This window comes from Bacillus sp. FSL L8-0193, from assembly GCF_037976065.1.
Lineage (GTDB): Bacteria > Bacillota > Bacilli > Bacillales > Bacillaceae > Bacillus > Bacillus paralicheniformis.
In genome coordinates, this window is record NZ_CP150261.1 from 2,026,264 (window position 1) to 2,049,066 (window position 22,803).

The following is a 22,803-nucleotide window of genomic DNA, read 5'->3' on the forward strand; positions in this document are numbered from 1 at the left end:
GGTACAGAAACATTATATCTTATATTTGTAGATTTGAAATAAAATCCCGGCAGTTGTTGAAAAAATGTTTAAAATTTTTCGAAAAAATTTAATTGTTTTTGAAGAAGATGGAAAAGCTGTATTTAAGTATAATAGGATTGTTCCGCTTTTACTGCAATCACAAGACGAAGGAAGACCAAATGAAAAGGCATGAATCCGTGCAGTGCCGGACTCATGCCAATCAAACTGTTTCATGAATTTTATTGTCTAGCTTTTTCAAATCGCTTCAAATTCAGCTGTCCTGGCGATTGAAAAGGTCGGTAATCGCGTGCATGAATTCAATTCCTTGAAAAACAAACAAATTGATTGCTGCTAATGAAAATAGTCCAATAATCACCGTTCTTATAATAAATAACATGTTAAAACCTCCCGTTTTTTTCGTATGGTTATGGTTTTAAAACATGCGCTTTATCGAAATAAGAAGAGTGATAGAACACCGCGAGCATAAATGCCTTCAGATGCTCTTTCCGCCTGTTCATCATGAACGCCTGGCCGGAAGCCGCAGCTAAGATGAAGAGAAGAATGGATTCAGCTCCGAAGCCGAGTGAATTCCACAATGATTTCGCCTTTTCTTCACCATATTTGCCGGCTGTCAGTTCATGGAGTTCGTCTCCTGAAACAGCGGCTTTTTGCGTATGGTGATTTGCCGGCATCTGGGGCATTGAGAACGAATGAAGGCTCGCAATGACTAAAAAGAATATGGACAGTTGCAGAAACAATGTCTTTTTCATTGGATCTCATCCCCTTAGTATCTCATCATCTTAGCATATTTTATGTTATAAGAAAAGATGATTATTTTGTGACAGTTGGCAAATATTTATTGACAATATGAGATTTTTCGCAACGCACTTGGAATGAAAGCGCATTTTTATATATGAATAAAGATGATACTCTGCTATAATGAGCATTGGGACTAAAGTAATAATGATGTTAACAGCCTTTATGTTTAAAAGACAGAAAATTCTATCTAGTTTTTCTTGTGTCATTATTATGATATAATCCTATCATGTTAGAAAACTTAACATCAAAACAAAATTCGTTTGTTTCAGGAGGGTGCTATGGAAGAAATTTTAAGCGAAATCATCAATGTCCCAAGCGGTTTTATTTGGACTTATTTAGTCTATATATTAATAGGAATAGGCCTGTTCTTTACTTTTAAATTGAAATTCGTTCAATTCCGCTATTTCTTCGAGATGTTTCGTATCGTCGGACAAAAGGAGGAGAAAGGAAAAGGCGTCTCGTCTTTGCAGGCTTTCTTTATTTCCGCCGCTTCGCGTGTCGGCACGGGTAACCTGACCGGTGTCGCGCTTGCTGTTGCAACAGGAGGACCTGGAGCGGTCTTTTGGATGTGGGTTGTCGCGCTTGTCGGTATGGCTTCCAGCTTTGTGGAGAGTACGCTGGCTCAAGTGTACAAGGTCAAAGACGGCGATCATTTCAGAGGGGGCCCAGCTTATTATATGGAAAAAGCGCTGGGCGCCAGATGGATGGGCATTATCTTTGCCGTTTTGATTACGATTACATTCGGATTGATCTTTAATGCGGTGCAAGCCAATACGATCGTCGGTTCGATGGAAGGGGCTTTCAACCTTGATAAAACAACGGTCGGAATTGTTTTGGCGGTATTGACCGGATTTATCATTTTCGGCGGTTTGAAACGCGTTGTGACAGTTTCGCAGTTGATCGTTCCGGTTATGGCGGTCATTTATCTTGGACTTGCTTTATTTGTCGTGCTGACGAATATTTCTCAAATACCGGCCGTTTTCGCGATGATTGTGAAAGATGCTTTCGGGATCGAGCAGATTGCAGGGGGTACGCTCGGTAGCATCATTATTATCGGTGCGAAGCGCGGCTTGTTTTCAAACGAAGCCGGAATGGGAAGCGCGCCGAACGCAGCGGCGACTGCCAATGTCTCTCACCCGGCGAAGCAAGGTTTTATCCAAACGCTTGGCGTATTCTTTGATACGATGGTTATCTGCAGTGCGACAGCCTTTATGATTCTGCTGTTCAATCTGACGCCGGGCAAAGAGCTTGACGGCATTCAAATTACACAAGCAGCCATGCAGCATCATGTCGGAAGCTGGGCGCCTGCGTTTGTCGCAGTGGCGATTTTCCTGTTCGCTTTCAGCTCAATCGTCGGAAACTACTATTATGGTGAGACGAATATTGAATTTATTAAAAAGAGCAAGACGACGCTTGCCGTTTACCGTACAGCTGTTGTCGCAATGGTCATCTTTGGATCTGTATCCGGTTTTCAACTTGTGTGGGACATGGCGGATTTATTTATGGGATTAATGGCGATCATTAACCTGATTGCGATTCTGCTTCTTTCCGGAATTGCCGCGAAAGTGCTGAAAGACTATACTGATCAGCGTAAAACAGGGAAGAACCCTGTCTTTAAGGCAAGCTCGATTCCAGGTCTGAAAAACACAGAGGCTTGGGAAGACGAGAAGGAAACATTGCAATCGAAATAAACAATATGAAAAAAGGCGTCCTTGGGGCGCCTTTTTCTTGTTTTTTTACTGACAGCTGAATGAGGTAATCTCGTTCAAGTCAATACCGAAGTAAACCCAGCGGAATTGACGCGGTCTCCAGCGGTAGCCCGCAATCGAATAACGTCCGACGAAAACCGGGTAGAACCAAAAGTGGCTGCCGTTTCTTAAGCGGATGAATGTATATTTGAACAGGCATCTTCTGATTCCGCCGGGATCAACGGCAAATACCGAAGGGCCGGTGTCTTGCGGAAATTGGCTCGGCGGCGGGGGGAGAAACTGCTGTTGCTGCTGTCCTCCAACTCCTGGAGGCGGCCCCGGCGGAAATTGCTGGCGATACGGATCATATAGTGAAGGATCGTATGGATACAATAAAAACGCTCCTTTCTGATGGTTTGCTTTATCGTATGATTGATAGGGAATAAGGGTAGCTTGCCTATAGAGAAAAAAATCCCTAAAGCCGTTTTGGCTTTAGGGAAAATGTTTAAATGCTTTTGCGGGGCGCCCGTTTTCGGTAAACAACATAGCTTCTTGTCAAATATTTTAGCGGCATGCTGAATACGTGGACGAGCCGAGTAAACGGCCAGACGATGAAAATGACGTAGCCCATCATAATATGAAGCTTAAACCAGAGGGGCACGCTCGCCATAAGTCCGGCATCAGGCTTGAATAAGAAAATGTTGCGAAACCACGGGCTGATTGTTGTCCGATAGTCGAATCCTTTTGAATCGATGTTCAAGAAGGTTGCCGCAAGCCCAGTCGTCATGACGAATAACAAAGCGACCAGCGTGATGAAATCACCGGCAGAGCTCGTTTTTCGAATTCGTTTGTCCGTGAATCTGCGGTAGGTCAATATGATAAGTCCTGACAGCGCGGCGATGCCCGCGGGCAGTCCGAAACCGATCGCGACTTTATGGTACATATGCTCTGATACGCCGAGCGCCTGATAAAGGCTTTCCGGAATTAAAATTCCCATCACATGCCCGCCGATGACAAAAAAGATTCCCCAGTGAAAAAGGCTGCTGCCAAGCGCTAATTTTTTCTTTTCGAGCATTTCGCTTGATTTGGCCGTCCAGCCAAACTGATCATGTTGATAGCGGTATATATGCCCTCCGATAAAAATGGTGATGACGATATAGGGGAGGATGACCCACAGTATTTGTTCGATCATGGCTGTACATTCCTTTCAACACCAATTTCCTCTAAAATCATCGTTAATCCGTCTAATAACGGCGTATAGATGCTTTCATTCTCTGAAAGCTGCAATCTTAATTCTTCCAGGTTCGCTGCGTATTTTTGGAATACAGCCGCAGCTTTTTCATGATCGGCGACTGCAGCAAATTCAAGCATGAGCGGCAGATAATCCGGCAGCTCTTTGTCTGTCGGCTGAAAACCGGACTGCTGATACAGATCTTTCAGCTGCAGCAATTCAATTCCGCGCTCCCTTTGTTCACCGGAGTTGAAATAGGTGACATAAAGGTTCGTTTTTTTGCCGAAATCAAACGTATATACGTACGTTTCGATCAATTCCTCAGACGAATAGGAAGCCGCGCTTTCCAAAAAGGCAAGCAGATGCCCTTTCAGCGCTTCATGTTCGATTTCGCCGATGATCTGCTGCCATTCGGAACGTTCTTTTCTCCACTCTTCATCAGGGTAGGAGAGGAGGTGAGAAAGAGCGGCAAAAACGGTTTGTTTGTCTGTTCCATTCATGAAGCTTCCCTCCAGTGTTATATGTTTTGGCAAGAGCCGGGTCCTCCGGCAAACGATAATCCGCAGCTTCCTTGTTCCATGTACAGATCCGCGACTTCTTCGCGATGGGTTTGCGGAATGACAAAGCGGTCATCGTATTTGGCGATCGCAAGCAGACGGTACATATCTTCAATCTGCTCTTCAGTCAATCCGGTATCTTGAATCAGGGCTGAATCGATCTGTTTGTTTGTTTGAGTCGCTCGCATGTACATACGCATCACAGACATTTTCTTTAATGTCGTTCTTATATGGTGTGTATCACCGGCAGTCAGCAAATTGGCCAAATATTCGATCGGAATCCGCATTTCATCAATGGCAGGGAAGATATCTTCAGCTGATTGGGCCGTTCCTTTTCCTTCAAACATATTCATAATCGGACTGAGCGGCGGAATATACCATACCATCGGCAATGTCCGGTATTCAGGATGCAGCGGCAGAGCGATTTTCCAATCAATGATCATTTTGTAGATTGAAGATTTTTGCGCTGCTTCGATCCACTCCAGCGGAATGCCTTGAGCTTTTGCTTCTTCTGCGACAGCGGGATCATTCGGATCAAGGAAAATTTCCAGCTGGGAGTGATATAGATCTTTTTCATTTTCGGCTGAAGCCGCTTCTTCGACTTTATCTGCATCATAAAGCATGACTCCGAGATAGCGGATTCTGCCGACGCATGTCTCAGAGCAGATTGTCGGCAGTCCTGCTTCAAGACGAGGGAAGCACAATGTGCATTTTTCCGCCTTGTTCGTCTGCCAGTTGAAATACACTTTTTTATAAGGGCATGATGATACACAGTGTCTCCATGAGCGGCACGCATTTTGATCGACGAGAACGATCCCGTCTTCTTCGCGTTTGTACATCGCTCCCGACGGACAGGAGGAGACGCAGGAAGGATTGATGCAGTGTTCGCATATCCTTGGCAGATACATCATAAAGACGTCTTCAAATTCAGTCTTGATCGATTCTTCCATTTTTTTGACGTTTGGATCTTGAAGGCCTGTAATGTGGCCGCCAGCAAGATCGTCTTCCCAGTTCGGACCCCATTCAAGGTTCATGAAGTCTCCCGTAATGGAAGACTTCGGCCTTGCAACAGGCTGGTGTTTTTTCTCCGGACTGTTTGTCAGCGTTTCATAATCATAGTTCCAAGGTTCATAGTAGTCATCGATCGTCGGCTGGTACGGGTTGTAGAATAAATTCATGAGCCGCGTTGTTTTGGCGCCTGATTTGAGCTGAAGTTTGCCTTTTTTCAGCTCCCAGCCGCCTCTGTATTTATCCTGGTCCTCCCATTGTTTAGGGTAGCCGATGCCCGGTTTTGTTTCGACGTTGTTGAAGTACATATATTCTGCACCGGAACGGTTTGTCCATGTGTTTTTGCATGTGACGCTGCATGTATGGCAGCCGATGCATTTATCAAGGTTCATTACCATTCCGATTTGAGCTTTAATCTTCAAGCCAATCGACCTCCTTCAATTTTCTGATCACGACATTGAGGTCGCGCTGATTTCCTGTCGGCCCGTAGTAGTTGAATCCGTAGCTGAGCTGGCCGTAGCCTCCGATCATCTGCGTCGGCTTGACATGGATGCGTGTCGGACTGTTATGGGTTCCACCGCGGTTATTCGTCAGCTTTGTTCCCGGTACATTGATATGCCGGTCTTGGGCATGGTGCATAAAGGCCATTCCTTTTGGAATCCGGTGTGATGTCACGGCCCGTGCGACGACGACTCCGTTTCGGTTGAAGCATTCGATCCAGTCGTTGTCCTGAATGTCGGTTTCTTCCGCATCGTCTTTATTCATCCAGACTGTCGGCCCGCCTCTGAAAAGGGTAAGCATCGGCAGGGAATCAAAATACATGCTGTGAACCGACCATTTATTATGCGGCGTTAAATAGTTTAAAACGATTTCTTTTCCTTCCTGATCCGGACGCTTGTTCAAGAAAGGGCGGTGGATCAGGATCGGCTTGAATGTCGCCATGTTCTCGCCGAATTCGGTCATCATTTCATGATCAAGGTAAAAAGACTGTCTGCCGGTCAGCGTTCTCCACGGAATCAGTTTTTCAACGTTCGTTGTAAACGGAGAATAGCGCCGTCCGCCTTTTTCAGAACCGCTGAAAGCAGGGGAGGTGATCACCGTTTTCGGCTGAGCCGAAATTTGCTCAAATGTAAAGCATTCCTCTTCCCGTTCTTCAGCTAAGTCTTTCAACTCAAGATTCGTTATTTTTTCAAGCGATTCCCACGCTTTAACGGCTACTTTCCCGTTTGAAGTGGAAGAGAGGGTCAATACCGCTTCCGCAGCCTGTCTTGCATCACTGATGTCAGGACAGCCTTTGGCGATCGTGTCGTCTTTTACGACGCCGAGCGTTTTTTTGAGGGAATCATATTCCGCTTCAACAGACCAGTTCATACCTTTCGTACCAAACGGCTGTTTGACAACATTCGGCCCAAGCGATGTCATCTTATTGAAAATCTGCTTGTAATCCCGTTCCACAACATGAATTTGCGGCATTGTTTTGCCGGGAACGGCAGGGCAGTCGCCTTTGCTCCAATCTTTGATTTTCCCGAGCGGCTGCGCCATTTCCTGTGGAGTGTCATGGAGAAGAGGAGTCGCAACAGCCTCTTTTACAGGTTCCATGTCCATTTCTTCAGCCAGATTGGAAACCGCTTTTGCCAATGCTTTGAAAATATCCCAATCAGACTTTGCTTCCCACGGCGCGCTGATTGCCGGGTTAAACGGGTGGATGAACGGATGCATATCCGTGCTGCTGAGATCGTGTTTTTCGTACCAGGTGGCCGCAGGGAGCACGATGTCTGAATAAAGGGCTGTTCCCGCCATCCGGAAATCGAGATTGACCAGTAAGTCGAGTTTGCCTTCAGGCGCTTTGTCACGCCATGTGATTTCTTCGGGACGGACGCTGTCCTGATCATCGTTCATCAGTCCGTTAGTCGTGCCGAGCAAGTGCTTCAGAAAATATTCATGACCTTTGCCGGAGCTCGAGATTAAGTTGGCTCTCCAGACAAATAGATTTCTCGGGAAGTTCTTTTCATTGTCAGGATCTTCAATTGAAAACTTGAGCTTTTTCTCCTCAAGCTGTCTGGCGATATAGCTTCCGACTTGCTGAGCGTTCTCAGCGCCTGCTTTTTCTGCTTCTTTATACAGATCAATACCGTTTTTCTCAAACGTCGGATACGAAGGAAGCCATCCGAGTCTTGCCGCCAGCACATTGTAATCGGCGTGGTGCTTGTAGCGCGATGTTTTTGCGATAGGGGAAGCAAGCCCGCTGATTTCCTGATCTTCATAGCGCCACTGGTCGGTAGCGAAGTAGAAAAATGATGTTCCGTTTTGCAGTTTGGCAGGGCCTCCCCAGTCTTTGGCCGTCGCGATCGTCTGCCATCCTTCGGCCGGCCGGAGTTTTTCCTGGCCGACATAGTGGGCCCAGCCGCCTCCGTTAACCCCTTGAGCTCCGACGAGAAGCACAAGGTTCAGCACAGCTCTGTAAATGGTGTCTGAATTGAACCAATGGTTAATCCCGGCGCCGACAATGATCATTGAACGGCCCTCTGTGTCAATCGCATTTTGCGCGAATTCCCTTGCGATCTTGATCACCATTTCACTTTTAATGCCAGTAATCGGCTCTTGCCAAGCCGGTGTAAACGGTTCAGGATCATCAAATGATGCCGGCGTCTGCCCGTCAATTCCGCGGTTGACGCCATAGTTGGCGAGCGTCAGGTCGAAAACGGTAGAAACAAAAACTTCCTCTCCGTCCAGAATCATTTTTTTGATCGGAAGCGGTCTTTCAAGCACTTTATTGCCGTCATGTGAGAAGTAAGGAATGTTGACCGTGCCGATCATATCTTCGTGTCCAAGCATGGAAAGCCGAGGTGTGATCGGTTTTTCTGAATCCTCATCAACCATGCGCAGATTCCATTTTCCTTGGCCGTCCCAGCGAGAGCCCATCGTGCCCTGCGGAATCGCAAATCCATCTGTGTCTTCGTCCCAAACGGCAGGCTTCCACTCATCATGCTCTGTCGCACGCCCGATATCTTTAGCATGGAGGAAGCGGCCTGCTGTGAACGTTCCGTTTTCCTCTTTCAAAGTCACCAAAAACGGGAAATCGGTATATTGTTTTGCATAATCAATAAAACGCTCCGTCTTCTGGTTGACATAAAAGTCTTGCAGAATGACGTGGCCCATCGCCATGGCCAGTGCGCCGTCCGTTCCTTGTCTGATGCTCAGCCAATCATCGGAAAACTTTGAGGACTCGGCAAAGTCCGGACTGATCGAAATCACTTTTGCCCCTTTATAGCGGGCTTCGGCTAAAAAGTGAGCGTCAGGCGTTCTGGTAAGCGGCACATTAGAACCCCATGTCATGATGTAGCCCGAATTGTACCAGTCGCTGCTTTCCGGAACGTCGGTTTGATCTCCCCAAATTTGCGGTGAAGCAGGAGGGAGGTCGGCATACCAGTCATAGAAGCTCAGCATCGGCCCGCCGATCAGGGACATAAAGCGTGACCCTGCTGCGTGGCTGAGCATCGACATGGCTGGAATCGGCGAGAAGCCGACATTTCGGTCAGGACCGTATTTGGCAATGGTGTACAGAAGGGAAGCCGAAATCAGCTTCAGGACTTCGCTCCATTCGGCGCGGACAAATCCGCCTTTTCCGCGCGCCTGTTTATAGGCCTTTGCTTTTTCAGGGTTTTCGATAATTGATTTCCATGCTTCCAGCGGATTTTTGCTGCTGTTTAGCGCCTCGCGCCACATCTGGATCAGCACACCGCGTACATACGGATATTTCACGCGGAGCGGGCTGTATATATACCAGGAAAAGCTCGCTCCCCTCGGACAGCCGCGCGGTTCAAAGTCCGGCATATCAGGGCCAGTCGAAGGGTAATCGAGTCGCTGCCCTTCCCATGTGACGATTCCGTTTTTGACGTAGATATTCCAGCTGCAGGAGCCTGTACAGTTCACCCCGTGGGTAGAGCGAACCACTTTATCATGCTGCCATCTATTTCTGTATACATCTTCCCAATTCCGGTCTTCATAAGTGGTTTGGCTGTGTTGATTGGAATGGCGTTCAATAGGAGAGAAATAATTTAATCTCCTGAAAATGGGACTCTGTTTCTTTTTTTTCATTGCTGGTTCACTCCTTCTGAGTCAGTGATGCTACCCTCACTATATATGGAGGAGGCGCTGGACCTTGTTAAATTTGTCACATGGTTTCGGGTTTTCACAAATTTGTCACATTTTCAGGAGGGGGAGAGGGAGGACAAAAAAACAGCCTGCATGGAAGCGGGCTGTCGAATGGGTCAATCGCTCGTGTTCAAAATTCTCTTTTCCCCGGTAATCTCTTGAATCGGGGCGATGTTCTGGGTGAATTCCAAAGTTCCGATATAGCGGCCGTTTTCATCGCGTACGGCAAAATAGCGGATGAACACGTATTTGTCTTTAAATTTGATCCAAAAGTCTTCAACGTCTTTTTTGCCTGATTTAAAGTCGTCAAGAAGTTTGTTGACGATGTGGACGCTTGCCGGCGGATGGCAGTTTTGGACGGTCCGGCCGATTACGGCTTTTGTCCTTGCGAAAATCCGTTCCTTTCCGTGTGAAAAATAGCGGACCACATCGTTTTCATCGATGAAGGTGATATCGACCGGAAGATGGTTCATCATGTGCTCAAGCTGGGCCACGGACAGAATACCCGTAGGGAGCCTGACATATCCGTCAGCCGCTTCTTCTGTTGTTTTGAGCTGATGGCGTTCAGGCTTCCACACCGTTTCCGGAGCAGTCAGGCAATATCCGATCTCGTCGCTTTCAGCCGCGATTTTCAGCCATTCGTCTTCTGTCAGCGTTCTGAGCGCCATCGGCAAGAGGATATTTTCTTCTTTATAAATCATTTCCGTGCCTTCTTGAATGATAAACGTTAGCTCGCGGATGACTTCATCTTTTTTGTCCGGCGTATACTCTTCCAACAAACGCTTCACTTCTTTGATGCTCTTGCGGATAAAATCATCGACAGCCCACATCACTTGGCTGGGCCCAGTAATTCCGTACTTTTCTAAATAGGGGAAGAGAAGATTTTCTTTTCTGCTGTAATGTTTGTCGACATCGGCGAGCAAGTTTAAGTCTGTGAGCAGCTTGAGAATGTTGTCGCGGTGATCTTCTTTTTCAAAACGTTCCAAATGAAGCTGCATTTTAAAGTTCAAAAGGAGGTCGATTTCTTTATTTTCTTTCATAAAAGTATGAACGGGATGGCCTGGCTGCTTATCGGCGTCAGCGCGGTGAATGTCTTCAATCGATCCTTTAAACACAGCGGCGTGAACGGAACAAAGCTCTTGAATTTCTTCGGGGGTAATGCCTTCTTCCTTCATTAACGCCTGTTCCAGCTGAGCGATTTCTTCAGCATTGACTGAACCGAACGCCTTTTCAAACCGTTTTTTGACGTCGGCAAGCGGTTTTCCTTTATGAAGGTCGATGATGATTTCTTTTAAGAGCTGCTTTTTTTCCTCTGGCAGACCTTGCTGCGTTTCCCGGTTGTTAATCATTTCGCTCATTGTTTTTCTCCTTTCCAAACGGGGTCAAATCCGTGCGCTTTCAATATGTCTAAGACATGCGGCCATTCGATTTGCATCATTCGCGCGCCTTTCGGAATCGTCATGATACGCCCGGCTGTTTCCAGCATGCCGGGCTTCGTTATGTTTTTAAACCCGGCTTCCTTCATCACGGCTTTTAGTTCAGGATGCAATGTGCAAAGTTCGTATACGGAATCGTTCAAATCAATTTTTTTATTATGCAGAGGGATCACATCCTTTGATAGTGATGATCATTCTCATCTATACCGTAATACAAGTATGCTGAAAAAAATGTGACGTACATCACATTTTTCAGCGCAAAGCCTTCGGAATATAAATACAGCTCGGGTCGCTTTCCAGATAATCGCCTGTCAGAGCATAGGCACGTGAGCGCGAACCGCCGCACACATGGCGGAATTCACAGACGCCGCATTTTCCTTTAAATCCGTCCGGATTTCGCAAATCCTTAAAGATCGGTGATTCGCGATAAATCTCAGCCAGCGGCTGTTCGCGTATGTTTCCGGCTTTAAACGGCAGGAGTCCGCTTGGATATACATCGCCGATATGGGAGATAAACATAAAGCCGTTGCCATCGTTCACACCTTTCGGAGCCCGGCCCAATCCGCCGATCGCATCCATTTTCCCTTTCTGCAATGCGTGTTCATAGCGGATTTTCATGTTGGGGTCTTTCGCTTCCCGCATTTTTTGTTGAATAACGACCCGTCGGTAGTGCTGGGCTGCTGTCGTTTTGATGTCAAAAGGCGCTTCTTTTGCCAAACGGCTGAGCCAAAGAAAGACTTTTTCATGGTCCACCGGCGAAATCATATCTTCCCGCTTCGCGCGGCCTGTCGGGACGAGAAAAAATACACTCCATAATACACAGTTCAATTCTTCGATCAGCTTTGCCATTTCATCCAGGTAATCGATGTTATAAGCGGATATAACGGTATTAATCTGCAGAGGCAGATGGCATTCATGAATGTAGCGTATGGCCTTCATGGTCAGGTCAAAGGAACCGTCCGTTCCTCGAAAATGATCATGAATTTCTCGGGTTGGGCCGTCCAAGCTGAACGCCCATCGGGATAAGCCGATTTCTTTTGCTGATTGAATCGCTTCTCTTGTAACATTCGGCGTAGCACTCGGGGTCATGGAGACGCGAACCCCTTTTTGGACGGCATACTCAATAATGGCGAATACGTCGTCTCTCATTAAAGGGTCACCCCCTGTCAGCACGAGGAGGGGATTGTCCATCGCATGAATTTGATCAATTAAATCTTTTCCCTCTTTCAGGGTGAGCTCCCGCGGATCGCGTTTATTTTGAGCCGATGCCCGGCAATGAAGGCACTTGAGCTCGCACGCTCTTGTCAGCTCCCAAATGACGATAAACGGAGACTTGTCGAAATCGCAATGTATCATCTTTCATCTGTCCTTTCGTTTGCATTCATGTGTATCGTAGCGGAAATGAAAAAGAAAAAAAGTTAAGTAGATCACATTTAGAAAAGGAAGGGAAAGAAGGGGGAGGCCCTTCTCACGCGTCGTCTTCTACGGAGGAGTTGAGGTAACGCAAAAAAAGCTGGTAGGAAAAATACAAATTCTGCTGAAGCAGCATGAGAAAGTTCGTCTGTAATTGGCGGTTATAAGTCATCATTTTTTTGAAAGTATGAAATGGAATTTCAAGTACGGCGGTTTCTGCGGCAGTGTTGACTGAAATAAACGGAGATACGAAAGGTTCGCCTTTTTGATCAATAGGGAAAACATCGCCTTTTTCCCACTCGGCGATCGTTCGGGATTCTTCTGGAAGTCTTCTGTCAGAAAAATGAACTTCCCCTTTTAAAACAAAATAGACGGATTGCGAATGAAGGAACGATCGCGAATGCTGAGATGGCTGGATATCGATCACCTTCCCGTTTTTCAGCAGCCTTTTGATGATCGGAAGGGGTACCCCGAGAAACATAGGAAGATTTTTCAGAAACAATAAGTAGTCAAACCGGTCCATGGTATATCCTCCTTCTATATATTAGCATTTAGTATAAAGCGCCGGGCTGGAGGGCGCAGTGATTTATTTCACACGCCTGTATGCAAAATGTCACTGTGTAAAAAAGACGAAACTTTTATAATGTAATAGAAAAGAAGGGAGGATGCGTGATGAAAGTGTTCATACCGAAGCAGCACGGCGCCTGGGCGATGCTTGTCATCCCGTTTGTTCTCGGCATGTTCGCCGGGGGCGCGGATGTAAAGCATATTCCGTTGTTCTGCGGATGGCTGTTTCTATATCTAGCGGCATTTCCGGCTACGATGATGGTGAAGAAGAAAAATATCGTTTACTATCAAAAATGGGTTCTCATCTACGGCATTCCGGCCATCGTTTTCCTGCTTATTTCGGTCTGGCTGGAGCCGCGGCTCGTTTTTCTAGGGCTGCCGCTGTTTCCGCTCTTTCTCATCAATCTTTATTATGCGAAAAGAAACAACGACAGGGCGCTTTTAAATGATATTGCTGCAATCCTTGTTTTCAGCGCGGGCGGGCTTGCAAGCTTCTGGATGGGAGCGGGGAAGCTTGATGGTGAAGCATTGTTTGTTTTTATCCAGTCCGCTTTGTTTTTCACAGGGAGCGCCTTTTATGTCAAGTCGATGATCCGCGAAAAGAAAAACAATCGGTTTAAACTTTATTCATGGGGATACCACATATTCCTGCCGTTCATCTCGCTGGCCGCGGGGGCAGGATGGGCCGTGCTTGGTGTAGTGCCGAGCAGTTTCAGAGCGTGGTTTTTACATGGAAGGAAACTGTCGATTAAGACAATCGGAATCTCAGAGCTGGTGAATGCCTGTTTCTTTATGGCCGTGTTGATCGTTTTTCTGCTGCAAACGTAAAAAACAAGGACACTGTGCTTCATGTCCTTGTTTGTTTTCGTTTTTTCAGTCGATATTGCAGATGTCGAGCGGGCAGTTTTCACAGTCGATTTCGCGTTTTAAATAGTTGAGCTGATGAATGACGATTTTTCCCGAGTCCTCAATTGAAATGACACCGTTCTTCCGGAGGTCGCTCAGCATGCGGTTGATGCTCTCCCTTGCGGCGGCACAGAATTTCGCCAGATCCTGGTTCGTCAGCACAATATTGATGAGAATCCCGTCGCTTCTTGTGATGCCGTAGCTGTTTGCGAGACGGATCAAGGTGGAGTAGAGCGCGCCTTTTTTACCATTCAGCAAAAGGTCGCGGATTTTCGATTGAATCTTTCGCAAATGCGTGCTCATCCATTTCATAAACTCAAACGTCAGTGCACCGTTTTGTATGAGTTCTTTTTCAAGCTTATCTTTATTGATGACCAACACTTCGCCATCAGAGAGGATCTTTGCGCTCAGCATATATTTCGCATCTTCTGTAAAAAGCGTAAGCTCCCCGACAATATCATTTTTTTTGCACATTCTGAGTGTCAGTTCTTTGCCATCGGACGTCAATTTGCCGATTTGGACAAGTCCCGACTGAATAAGATACAGTTCCTCCGCATCCATCCCTTCTTGAAAAAGGAATGTGTCCTGCCTGATTTTTCGTCGTGTACTGATTGATTCCAGCAAGTGATGCAGATCGTCTGAGAGCAAATCTGTGTCTGATTTTCTAACAGAAATATTCATTGAGCGTCACCCCTTTAGCAGTTCTTATTTTAACGTTAAATAAGGCTGAGTGACCTTTTAAATATAAACAATATTGTGAACTTATGAATAAAGTCCCAAAAAAGAGCCTGAGCACATCAGCTCAAGGCTCCTTTTGCAGGAAAGGTTTATAAATGGTTCGTCTTCGTTTTGGTCGATGTTTTGCTCACTTCCTGAAAATACATCCAGACCACGATCACAAAGCTGGCAAGGGCTGCTTCTGACAGCGCCATGAATCCGATCGCATAATGGCCGGTTGCCTGAAAAACGCTTGACAGGATGAGTGGCGGGAAGAATCCTCCCAAGCCGCCCATCGCTGATACAATCCCATTGACGATGCCGGCCTGATTTGAAAAATAAAGCGGCACAAGCTTAAAGATGATCCCGTTTCCAAGACCGGCGCACACGGCAACGGTTAATACCCCAAATCCGTAAAGTCCGAGGCTGGGTGAAAAGGCCAATAAAATCCCTGACAAGGTACAGCCGGCAAATACATACATCAACAGCTTCAGCGGGTTGAATTTGTCCGCGAGCCAGCCGCCGACAGGCCTCAGAAAAGTTGCGACAGCGATAAATCCGGCGGTTCTAAGCCCTGAATCAACGGGATCAAGCCCGAAGTGATTAACAAGAAAGTTCGGAAGATAAATCGTAAACGCGACGAAAGATCCGAATGTAATGAAGTAAAACAAGCTTAAAAACCATAATGTCTGATTTCGGTAGACTGCCTTCATTTGCTCTGTTACAGAAACCGTCACTTTTGTTTCTTTTCGATCTCCAAGGATAAAGTTCAATAAAGCGAATACGGCGACTAACACGATGTACATCCGCACCGTATTTTCCCACCCGGCTGTCTTTGCTACGACAGGAGCGGCAAACGTGGTAATCGCTGTACCGACGTTCCCGGCGCCGTAGATCCCATTGACAAACCCGTGTTTTTCTTTAGGGTAGTATTTCGGCAATGATGTGACCCCGATGGAAAAGACCGCTCCGCCGATGCCGAGGAAGAATCCGCCAAGGATCAAGTCGAACAGCGAATCGGCTGTGCTGATCCAAAAAATCGGGAACAGAAGCAGCACAAAGCTGATCATGAACGTGATTCTCGCACCGAATCTGTTTGTGTAGTATCCCAGCGGAATCCTCAGAAGCGAGCCGAGTATGACCGGAATGGCCGTGACAAGGGATATCTCACTGTCTGTCAGGGCGATGTCCTGCTTAATGTGGGGCATTAAAGAGGAAATCAACACCCAAACCATAAATCCTGCGACTAAACTAAATGACTGCAGCGGTAATTGTATTTTTTGACGATTTACCATTGCGTTTTTGCTCCTTTCAAAGGGAAAAATGAATAAATCAATCAGCATGTTTATCTTACAAAAAGTCTTTTAAAAACATTGTGAATTACGTCACACGGTCATTCGTTTGATTCGTGTTTAATATCGGTAAGTGAGGGATAGTAAACGGATGTAAAAAATAAATGGTTCATTTGCGGACTTTTTCGTTTATCATGAAAATAAAAAAAGGAGTGCCGCTTTTATGTTTATAAAGCTTACGCAAGAAGAAAAGCAAGCGATCATCGAGGAAATCAAACGCTTTTATGTTGAAGAAAGGGGAGAAGAGGTTGGAGACATCGCGGCGATTCAAATGTTTGAATTCGTAAAGGAAAAGCTGGGCCCTTACTTTTATAATCAGGCGCTGAAGGACAGCCGCAGAGTCGTGGAAGAGAAGGCAGCGGCGATTGAAGAAGAGCTCTTTGCGCTGGAGCGCCGTCTGTGACAACGCGCTCTCCTTTAGCAAAACCGAAGGGATTGAAAGACCAATGGAGTTTCTGAAGCAATTTATGATTTTCAGCGGGCTGAATGATGAAGAGTTCAAACAAATCGAGCAAATCGCGGTCAAGCGCACCTATCAGCCGAGAATGTTTGTTTTTATGGAAGGGGAAGAGAGGGAAGCGGTATTCTTCATTAAATCCGGTCTTGTTAAAGCCTTTAAAATCGATGAAGACGGCAATGAGCAAGTGATTTCGATTCTGCAAAGCGGGGACATGTTTCCCCATGTCGGCTTTTTTGACCGCTCCCCATACCCGGCAACAGCCGAAGCCGTTCAGGAAACCGAGTTGATCGTAATCCGCATCGCTGATTTTAATGAACTTTTGATGAAATATCCGGAAATGACAATAAAAGTGATGCAAATCATGGGGAAAAAGATTCTCGATTTGCAAGAGCGGATCCAGGGTTTTATTTCAAAAGATGTCCAGCACCGCTTGACGCATGTATTAATGAAGCTCGCTGCAGAACACGGCATTCCTCAAGAAAAAGGGGTCTACATCAGCCTGCCCATTACCAATCAGGATTTTGCGAACATGGTCGGAACGTCAAGGGAAACGATTAACCGCACATTAAATGAAATGAAAAAGAAAAATCTGCTGACAGCTGACAGGAGCGGAATTTTCATACATGATACAGACTGGCTGAACGGCTGCAATTGAAGGATAAGATGAAGGCTTTCCATTGAACAACAGATGGAAAGCCTGTTTTTATTTTGTTCACAAATCCGCCATTATTTAAGTGATCTGGTTCACAACCGGTGTGCTGCATATCCAGTATCTTAGGACATGCAAAATCAAAAAAGGAGTGAACCGCAATGGAAGTTCAAAGAAAGACGGTGCCCGTTAAAAAAGCATCGAAAAACGGTTTTTTGAAATCTGTTCTCGTCTTTACTTTAATCGTTAGTTTTTCGGTGCTGCTTTTGGGAGGCTATTGGATCTTCAAAGGACTTGCACCAAGACCAGTTGAAGTGTCCGGGCCAAACGGAGAGGTGCTCATGACCAAATCGTCCATTTCAGGCGGTCAGGCCGTATTTCAAAAATACGCGCTGATGGATTATGGCACGATTTTGGGGCACGGATCTTACATGGGGCCTGATTACACGGCCGAAGCCCTGAAAATCTATACGGAAGGGATGCAGGATTTTAAGGCGGAGGCACGATACGGCAAGCGCTTTAAACAACTTTCAGATGAAAAGCAGTCCACCATCCGGAATCAAGTCATCCGCGAAATGAGAAAAAACCGTTATAATCGCGCGTCAGATACATTGAAGCTGACAGATGCGCAGGTTTATGGATTGCAGCAAGTGCGTGATCATTACCGCAATGTCTTTACAAAAGGAGACGGCTGGGGGCTTGAGCCCGGTTTAATTAAAGAAAGCCACATGCCTAAACGCGACAGAGCGTGGGTTGACAGCGAAGACCAAATCACGCAGATCTCCGATTTTATCTTCTGGACGGCATGGCTTTCCAGTACATTAAGGCCTGGCGACGACATTACGTACACGAACAACTGGCCGTATGATGAAGATGCCGGAAACACGATGTCATTTGCCGCCGTTTGGTGGAGCGGCGCAAGCGTCACCATCCTTATTTTATTTGTCGGCATTATTTTATTCGTGTTTTACCGTTACAAGCTTGGAATGAAAGAGGCTTATCAGGAAGGGGCGTTTCCGGTATTTGATCTGGATAAACAGCCGCTTACGGCATCACAGGTTAAAACCGGAAAATATTTCGCCGTTGTGTCGCTGCTGTTTTTTGTTCAGGCCATGTTCGGAGCTTTGCTTGCCCACTATTATATTGAGCCGGACAGCTTTTTTGGGATCGATTGGATCAGGGATATGTTGCCATTCAGCATATCTAAGGGATTTCACCTCCAGCTGGCGATCTTCTGGATTGCGACTTCATGGCTCGGTATGGGCATTTATGCAGCGCCGCTTGTCGGAGGCCGCGAGCCGAAAAGGCAGGGGCTGCTTGTCGATATTCTGTTTTGGGCGCTGATCGTCCTTGTCGGCGGAAGCATGGCTGGCGAATGGCTCGGAGCGAAAGGCCTTTTAGGAAACAACTGGTTCTTATTCGGCCACCAAGGAATGGAATATATTGAACTCGGCCGCTTCTGGCAGGTCATTCTCGCACTCGGCATGCTGATATGGCTGTTTATCGTTTTCAGAGGCATTAAGAGCGGCCTCAAGCGGGAATCTGATAAAGGCGGTTTGATTCATCTGCTGTTTTATTCTTCGATCGCCATTCCGCTGTTTTACGGTGCAGCCTTTTTCTTTAATCCCGGCACAAATATTACAATGTCGGATTTTTGGCGGTGGTGGATTATCCATCTTTGGGTGGAAGGGATTTTTGAAGTCTTTGCCGTCGTGGTCATCGGCTTTTTGCTCGTGCAAATGAACCTGGTTACGAAAAAATCGACCGTCAGAACGCTTTATTTTCAACTGACGATCCTGCTGGGGAGCGGTGTCATCGGGATCGGACATCATTACTATTACAACGGTTCTTCCGAAGTTTGGATCGGCCTCGGTTCCGTCTTCTCATGCCTGGAAGTGATTCCTCTTACCCTGCTTGTATTGGAAGCTTATGAACAATACAAGATGATGAAAGACGGAGGCCATCATTTCCCGTATAAAGCAACGTTCTGGTTCTTGATTTCAACGGCGATCTGGAATCTGGTCGGTGCAGGGGTATTGGGCTTTTTGATCAATCTGCCTGCTGTCAGCTATTTTGAGCACGGCCAGTTCCTGACACCTGCCCACGGGCACGGGGCGATGATGGGCGTGTACGGCATGTTTGCCATTGCTGTCTGGCTGTATACGCTACGCAATATCGCCAAAAAAGAAGCGTGGAATGATAAATGGCTGAAAATAGCCTGCTGGTCGCTGAACATCGGCTTGTTCGGAATGGTGTTTATCAATTTGTTGCCGGTCGGTTTTCTTCAATTGAAAAAAGCGTTTGAAGACGGGTACTGGAGCTCAAGGGCGCCTGAGTTTTTACAGCAGGATACGGTGCAAACGCTGCTGACTTGGAGGGCTGTGCCGGATACGATCTTTTTAGCCGGAATCGTGATTTTGGTCATATTCAGCATCAGAGCATTATTCCATCTCCGCAAACCGACGCATCAGGAAGGAGAAGCGCTTCCAGTTAAAGACATTGCTTCAGATGAATAGATAAACAAAAAGACAGAGGAAGTGAAATCCTCTGTCTTTTTATTTTATTGATTGGCTTCCGCTTCAAGCCGCGGGAACAAAATATTGTTTTCCAGGTGAATGTGCTGAAAAAGATCTGTTTCCAATTCATCAAGCTTTAAGTAAGTCAGTGTATATGTTGTGCATGCCCCTTCAGGAAGGGTATAGTCATTGGTCACTTTTCTCAGTTCCTTCAAGATGCTGCCTGCGGCTTCATGCTCTTGTTCAAGGACGTCGATCGCCTGAACCGCTTCTGCCAGGCTGTCCATTGATCGCGTCTCTTCATAGGTCGTCACTTTCGGGAAAATGAGTTCCTCTTCCTGAAAGAGATGGTGTTCCAGTTCAGTTTTCAGCTGATGGAACAATTGATGGACCTGGGCGAGTTCCGGATGATGGATGCCGTGAACCCGGTAGACTTTTGTGACAAAGCCTGATAGTTCAGGAAGCACCTCATACAGGTAAGCATGGTGCGTATGAATCACATGGTCGATCAGCTGTGAATACGGGGCTTCACTCCAGTTCGTCTCTTTTGCGTTCAATGCCTTTGTCTCTTGATATAATGTATTGATTTTTGCTAAGATCTCTTCTTCATTTAAATCCTGTTCTTTTATCGCTTCACCGATCGGGCGGTTGCCCCCGCAGCAAAAGTCGATGCGATATTCTTTCAGCAACCGGCTGGCTCTTGGAAAACGCGTAACAATATCACCTGTTTTTGTGTTTTGATCAAATACTGCTTCCATTTGTAAAACCTCCTGAAGTGTTTTTTATGCTATGGGTTAAATGTAACGGGTTCACCGATGGAAAATCGTGATCTACATCACATTCGGGAAAAATGACAGAAAAAGCAATAAGTCAGAAGAAATCGGGAAATAGCTATAGATAACTTTTCATGTTGGAGGCCTGCAATGGAGCATTTATCCTGGCTTACATTTACGATGCTGATTCTCGCCAGTTACCGGCTAACTCATTTGATTGTTTTTGACAAGATCACGGAGTTTATCCGGAAACCGTTCATGAAGAAAAAGCAGACGGTTGATGAACAAGGGCATGTAGAAACGAAAAAAGTGCCGAAATCAAACTTCGGCTATTTGCTGAATTGCTATTGGTGCGCAGGGATATGGTGCGCTTTGATCATCGCTGTCGGGTATCTGATTGTCCCAAAAACGATATTCCCGTTAATTTTAATTTTATCGGTCGCAGGTGGACAGGCGATTCTTGAAACGTTTGTCGGTGTCGCAACAAAACTTGTCAGCTTTTTCTCTGATTTAAAGAAATAAACCATTCCAAGCGGATGGTTTTATTTTTTTGACAATAAAGTGACACAAACAGCAGAGAGAACATGTCCGCTTTGTGAACTTTTTACAGCGATTTTTTCCCGGTTGCCGCATTTTAGGCAGAGGGAAGACATTATTTTGAAGAAGAATCAGGTTTTAAAATTTTGAATTGAGAGAAAAAGGAAGCACAAAGTCCCCGGTCATACTTTTTTAGCTTTTCATCATTAGCATTCAGACCTCCCATTTCATACGAAAAGAGGAAATAGATAGATTTTCAAAACGAAAAAAACGTGAAATATGGTTGATAGACAATCAATGAATAGTTTTTTTACAATCAGTAACGTGCTACAAGCCAAGAAAGGGGTGAAAATGTCTGCCAGAAAGTGTTTTTGGAAAATAACATCATTGGAGGAAAAAGAATGTCATACATGAAACGTTCCATTTCTGTCTTCATCGCCTGCTTCATGGTAGCAGCACTCGGCATCAGCGGTATCATCGCACCTAAAGCGTCTGCCGCTTCTCAAACACCCGTTGCTGTAAACGGACAGCTCACCTTGAAAGGTACGCAGCTCGTCAATCAAAAAGGAAAAGCGGTTCAGCTGAAAGGAATCAGTTCACACGGGCTGCAGTGGTATGGCGATTATGTCAACAAAGACTCGTTAAAATGGCTGAGAGACGACTGGGGCATCAATGTCTTCCGCGCGGCTATGTATACGGGTGAAGGCGGCTATATTGACAATCCGTCGGTTAAAAACAAAGTGAAGGAAGCCGTCGAAGCGGCAAAAGAACTCGGAATCTATGTGATCATCGACTGGCACATACTGAGCGACGGCAATCCAAACCAAAACAAAGCGAAAGCAAAAGAGTTTTTCAACGAAATGTCAAGGCTTTACGGCAAGACGCCAAACGTCATTTTTGAAATTGCCAACGAGCCGAACGGCGATGTCAACTGGAACCGTGACATTAAACCTTACGCTGAAGACATTTTGTCCGTGATCCGCAAAAATTCTCCGAAAAATATTGTGATCGTTGGGACAGGCACTTGGAGCCAAGATGTCAACGATGCGGCGGACAATCAGCTGAAAGACGGCAATGTTATGTACGCGCTCCATTTTTATGCGGGTACGCACGGTCAGTCTTTGCGGGATAAAGCAGACTATGCACTCAGCAAAGGAGCGCCGATTTTCGTCACAGAATGGGGAACGAGCGATGCTTCCGGAAACGGCGGTGTCTACCTCGACCAATCCAGGGAGTGGCTGAAATATTTAGACAGCAAAAAAATCAGCTGGGTAAACTGGAGCTTGTGCGACAAACAAGAGTCGTCAGCTGCTTTAAACTCCGGCGCCTCTAAAAAGGGAGGATGGTCTCAATCCGACTTATCCTCATCAGGTAAATTCGTCAGGGAAAACATCCGCAGCGGATCAAACGGTTCGTCAGGAGACTCTGGATCGGATTCGAAAGGGTCAGATCAAAAAGACCAGAAAAAGGATCAGGATAAACCAGGTCAAGACAGCGGCGCTGCAGCCAACACGATAGCAGTACAATACAGAGCGGGGGACAACAATGTAAACGGCAACCAAATCCGCCCTCAGCTCAACATTAAAAACAACAGCAAAAAAACCGTGTCTTTAAATCGAATCACTGTCCGCTATTGGTATAAAACGAATCACAAAGGACAAAATTTTGACTGCGACTATGCCCAAATCGGCTGCAGCAAACTCACGCACAAATTCGTCCAATTAAAAAAAGCGGTAAACGGAGCAGACACGTATCTTGAAGTAGGATTTAAAAACGGTACATTAGCGCCGGGTGCAAGTACAGGCGAAATCCAGATCCGTCTTCACAATGACAACTGGAGCAATTATGCCCAAATCGGCGACTATTCATTTTCTTCAGGTTCAAACACATTTAAAAATACGAAAAAAATCACGTTGTATGAGAATGGAAAACTGATTTGGGGCGCTGAACCTAAATAACGGCACTTTAACGGACACCGAATTTGGTGTCCGTTTTCGTATATATTATAATGGAAGGAAT

Annotated in this window: 21 protein-coding genes; 7 read left to right on the plus strand and 14 right to left on the minus strand. The window is 46.1% G+C overall.

What is annotated here, in order from left to right; all coding sequences use genetic code 11:
- Window positions 1–271: 271 nt before the first annotated feature.
- Window positions 272–397 (minus strand): hypothetical protein, encoded by a 126-nt coding sequence (locus MHH76_RS10290; protein WP_020451622.1) that lies wholly within the window; start codon window positions 395–397, stop codon window positions 272–274.
- 28 nt (window positions 398–425) lie between these two features.
- A complete protein-coding gene (locus MHH76_RS10295) occupies window positions 426–770 on the minus strand; it encodes a hypothetical protein (RefSeq protein ID WP_020451623.1) in 345 nt (114 codons plus the stop codon).
- Window positions 771–1,097: 327 nt separating this feature from the next.
- On the opposite strand from MHH76_RS10295, the gene MHH76_RS10300 reads away from it, so the two are divergent.
- Window positions 1,098–2,510, plus strand: a complete 1,413-nt coding sequence (locus MHH76_RS10300; RefSeq protein WP_023857575.1) for an alanine/glycine:cation symporter family protein — start codon at window positions 1,098–1,100, stop codon at window positions 2,508–2,510.
- Window positions 2,511–2,555: 45 nt separating this feature from the next.
- Here MHH76_RS10300 and MHH76_RS10305 read toward each other — a convergent pair whose 3' ends face one another.
- From MHH76_RS10305 to MHH76_RS10345, 9 genes are all read right to left on the minus strand, one after another.
- Window positions 2,556–2,900: a hypothetical protein gene (locus tag MHH76_RS10305; protein ID WP_023857574.1), complete on the minus strand. Its 345-nt coding sequence runs from the start codon at window positions 2,898–2,900 to the stop codon at window positions 2,556–2,558.
- Between the two features lie 112 nt (window positions 2,901–3,012).
- Window positions 3,013–3,699: a respiratory nitrate reductase subunit gamma gene (gene narI, locus MHH76_RS10310; protein WP_023857573.1), complete on the minus strand. Its 687-nt coding sequence runs from the start codon at window positions 3,697–3,699 to the stop codon at window positions 3,013–3,015.
- The gene (gene narJ, locus MHH76_RS10315) at window positions 3,696–4,238 is read right to left on the minus strand and encodes a nitrate reductase molybdenum cofactor assembly chaperone (RefSeq protein ID WP_023857572.1); all 543 of its coding nucleotides are present in this window, start codon (window positions 4,236–4,238) and stop codon (window positions 3,696–3,698) included. The genes narI and narJ overlap by 4 nt, the downstream gene beginning before the upstream one ends.
- 17 nt (window positions 4,239–4,255) lie before the next feature.
- Window positions 4,256–5,725, minus strand: coding sequence for a nitrate reductase subunit beta (narH, locus tag MHH76_RS10320; RefSeq protein WP_339224512.1), 1,470 nt, complete (start codon window positions 5,723–5,725; stop codon window positions 4,256–4,258).
- Window positions 5,715–9,401, minus strand: coding sequence for a nitrate reductase subunit alpha (locus MHH76_RS10325; RefSeq protein WP_023857571.1), 3,687 nt, complete (start codon window positions 9,399–9,401; stop codon window positions 5,715–5,717). Before MHH76_RS10325 ends, narH begins: the two co-directional genes overlap by 11 nt.
- Before the next feature lie 173 nt (window positions 9,402–9,574).
- Window positions 9,575–10,816 (minus strand): DUF438 domain-containing protein, encoded by a 1,242-nt coding sequence (locus tag MHH76_RS10330; protein ID WP_023857570.1) that lies wholly within the window; start codon window positions 10,814–10,816, stop codon window positions 9,575–9,577.
- A complete protein-coding gene (locus tag MHH76_RS10335; protein ID WP_306419668.1) occupies window positions 10,813–11,043 on the minus strand; it encodes a DUF1858 domain-containing protein in 231 nt (76 codons plus the stop codon). The genes MHH76_RS10330 and MHH76_RS10335 overlap by 4 nt, the downstream gene beginning before the upstream one ends.
- Window positions 11,044–11,146: 103 nt before the next feature.
- Entirely contained in the window at window positions 11,147–12,250 is a 1,104-nt protein-coding gene (locus tag MHH76_RS10340) for a TIGR04053 family radical SAM/SPASM domain-containing protein (RefSeq protein ID WP_023857568.1), read from the minus strand.
- Window positions 12,251–12,362: 112 nt separating this feature from the next.
- Complete coding sequence (locus MHH76_RS10345) at window positions 12,363–12,830, minus strand: Crp/Fnr family transcriptional regulator (protein WP_023857567.1); 468 nt, start codon at window positions 12,828–12,830, stop codon at window positions 12,363–12,365.
- Window positions 12,831–12,979: 149 nt separating this feature from the next.
- On the opposite strand from MHH76_RS10345, the gene MHH76_RS10350 reads away from it, so the two are divergent.
- Entirely contained in the window at window positions 12,980–13,702 is a 723-nt protein-coding gene (locus tag MHH76_RS10350; RefSeq protein WP_023857566.1) for a YwiC-like family protein, read from the plus strand.
- A 45-nt stretch (window positions 13,703–13,747) separates the two neighbouring features.
- Here the strand turns inward: MHH76_RS10350 and MHH76_RS10355 are convergent, their stop codons facing one another.
- Window positions 13,748–14,461 (minus strand): Crp/Fnr family transcriptional regulator, encoded by a 714-nt coding sequence (locus MHH76_RS10355; protein WP_020451636.1) that lies wholly within the window; start codon window positions 14,459–14,461, stop codon window positions 13,748–13,750.
- 146 nt (window positions 14,462–14,607) lie between these two features.
- The gene (locus MHH76_RS10360; protein WP_020451637.1) at window positions 14,608–15,792 is read right to left on the minus strand and encodes a nitrate/nitrite transporter; all 1,185 of its coding nucleotides are present in this window, start codon (window positions 15,790–15,792) and stop codon (window positions 14,608–14,610) included.
- Between the two features lie 220 nt (window positions 15,793–16,012).
- Between MHH76_RS10360 and MHH76_RS10365 the strand changes: the two genes are divergently transcribed.
- The 3 genes from MHH76_RS10365 to MHH76_RS10375 all read left to right on the plus strand — a co-directional run bounded on the left by MHH76_RS10365 (window position 16,013) and on the right by MHH76_RS10375 (window position 19,474).
- Window positions 16,013–16,252, plus strand: coding sequence for a DUF2164 domain-containing protein (locus tag MHH76_RS10365; RefSeq protein ID WP_020451638.1), 240 nt, complete (start codon window positions 16,013–16,015; stop codon window positions 16,250–16,252).
- A gap of 43 nt (window positions 16,253–16,295) precedes the next feature.
- The gene (locus MHH76_RS10370; protein WP_023857565.1) at window positions 16,296–16,964 is read left to right on the plus strand and encodes a Crp/Fnr family transcriptional regulator; all 669 of its coding nucleotides are present in this window, start codon (window positions 16,296–16,298) and stop codon (window positions 16,962–16,964) included.
- Window positions 16,965–17,119: 155 nt separating this feature from the next.
- Window positions 17,120–19,474: a nitric-oxide reductase large subunit gene (locus MHH76_RS10375; protein ID WP_020451640.1), complete on the plus strand. Its 2,355-nt coding sequence runs from the start codon at window positions 17,120–17,122 to the stop codon at window positions 19,472–19,474.
- Between the two features lie 44 nt (window positions 19,475–19,518).
- On the opposite strand, the gene ric is transcribed toward MHH76_RS10375, so the two are convergent.
- Window positions 19,519–20,232, minus strand: coding sequence for an iron-sulfur cluster repair di-iron protein (gene ric / locus MHH76_RS10380; RefSeq protein ID WP_023857564.1), 714 nt, complete (start codon window positions 20,230–20,232; stop codon window positions 19,519–19,521).
- Between the two features lie 165 nt (window positions 20,233–20,397).
- On the opposite strand from ric, the gene MHH76_RS10385 reads away from it, so the two are divergent.
- Both MHH76_RS10385 and MHH76_RS10390 read left to right on the plus strand, forming a co-directional pair.
- A complete protein-coding gene (locus tag MHH76_RS10385) occupies window positions 20,398–20,769 on the plus strand; it encodes a DUF1360 domain-containing protein (protein ID WP_020451642.1) in 372 nt (123 codons plus the stop codon).
- 425 nt (window positions 20,770–21,194) lie between these two features.
- Window positions 21,195–22,742 carry a cellulase family glycosylhydrolase gene (locus tag MHH76_RS10390; RefSeq protein WP_026579643.1) on the plus strand — a complete coding sequence of 516 codons (1,548 nt, stop codon included), beginning with the start codon at window positions 21,195–21,197 and terminating at the stop codon, window positions 22,740–22,742.
- Window positions 22,743–22,803 lie beyond the last annotated feature (61 nt).

Excerpts from the sequence above, each read along its gene's own strand:
- narI (WP_023857573.1), bottom strand. The coding sequence starts at position 3,699 with ATGATCGAACAAATACTGTGGGTCATCCTCCCCTATATCGTCATCACC.
- MHH76_RS10350 (WP_023857566.1), top strand. The coding sequence starts at position 12,980 with ATGAAAGTGTTCATACCGAAGCAGCACGGCGCCTGGGCGATGCTTGTC.
- MHH76_RS10385 (WP_020451642.1), top strand. The coding sequence starts at position 20,398 with ATGGAGCATTTATCCTGGCTTACATTTACGATGCTGATTCTCGCCAGT.
- MHH76_RS10355 (WP_020451636.1), bottom strand. The coding sequence starts at position 14,461 with ATGAATATTTCTGTTAGAAAATCAGACACAGATTTGCTCTCAGACGAT.
- MHH76_RS10300 (WP_023857575.1), top strand. The coding sequence starts at position 1,098 with ATGGAAGAAATTTTAAGCGAAATCATCAATGTCCCAAGCGGTTTTATT.
- MHH76_RS10290 (WP_020451622.1), bottom strand. The coding sequence starts at position 397 with ATGTTATTTATTATAAGAACGGTGATTATTGGACTATTTTCATTAGCA.
- MHH76_RS10345 (WP_023857567.1), bottom strand. The coding sequence starts at position 12,830 with ATGGACCGGTTTGACTACTTATTGTTTCTGAAAAATCTTCCTATGTTT.
- MHH76_RS10330 (WP_023857570.1), bottom strand. The coding sequence starts at position 10,816 with ATGAGCGAAATGATTAACAACCGGGAAACGCAGCAAGGTCTGCCAGAG.
- MHH76_RS10295 (WP_020451623.1), bottom strand. The coding sequence starts at position 770 with ATGAAAAAGACATTGTTTCTGCAACTGTCCATATTCTTTTTAGTCATT.
- MHH76_RS10325 (WP_023857571.1), bottom strand. The coding sequence starts at position 9,401 with ATGAAAAAAAAGAAACAGAGTCCCATTTTCAGGAGATTAAATTATTTC.
- ric (WP_023857564.1), bottom strand. The coding sequence starts at position 20,232 with ATGGAAGCAGTATTTGATCAAAACACAAAAACAGGTGATATTGTTACG.
- MHH76_RS10375 (WP_020451640.1), top strand. The coding sequence starts at position 17,120 with ATGGAAGTTCAAAGAAAGACGGTGCCCGTTAAAAAAGCATCGAAAAAC.
- MHH76_RS10365 (WP_020451638.1), top strand. The coding sequence starts at position 16,013 with ATGTTTATAAAGCTTACGCAAGAAGAAAAGCAAGCGATCATCGAGGAA.
- MHH76_RS10340 (WP_023857568.1), bottom strand. The coding sequence starts at position 12,250 with ATGATACATTGCGATTTCGACAAGTCTCCGTTTATCGTCATTTGGGAG.
- narJ (WP_023857572.1), bottom strand. The coding sequence starts at position 4,238 with ATGAATGGAACAGACAAACAAACCGTTTTTGCCGCTCTTTCTCACCTC.
- MHH76_RS10370 (WP_023857565.1), top strand. The coding sequence starts at position 16,296 with ATGGAGTTTCTGAAGCAATTTATGATTTTCAGCGGGCTGAATGATGAA.
- MHH76_RS10360 (WP_020451637.1), bottom strand. The coding sequence starts at position 15,792 with ATGGTAAATCGTCAAAAAATACAATTACCGCTGCAGTCATTTAGTTTA.
- MHH76_RS10390 (WP_026579643.1), top strand. The coding sequence starts at position 21,195 with ATGAAACGTTCCATTTCTGTCTTCATCGCCTGCTTCATGGTAGCAGCA.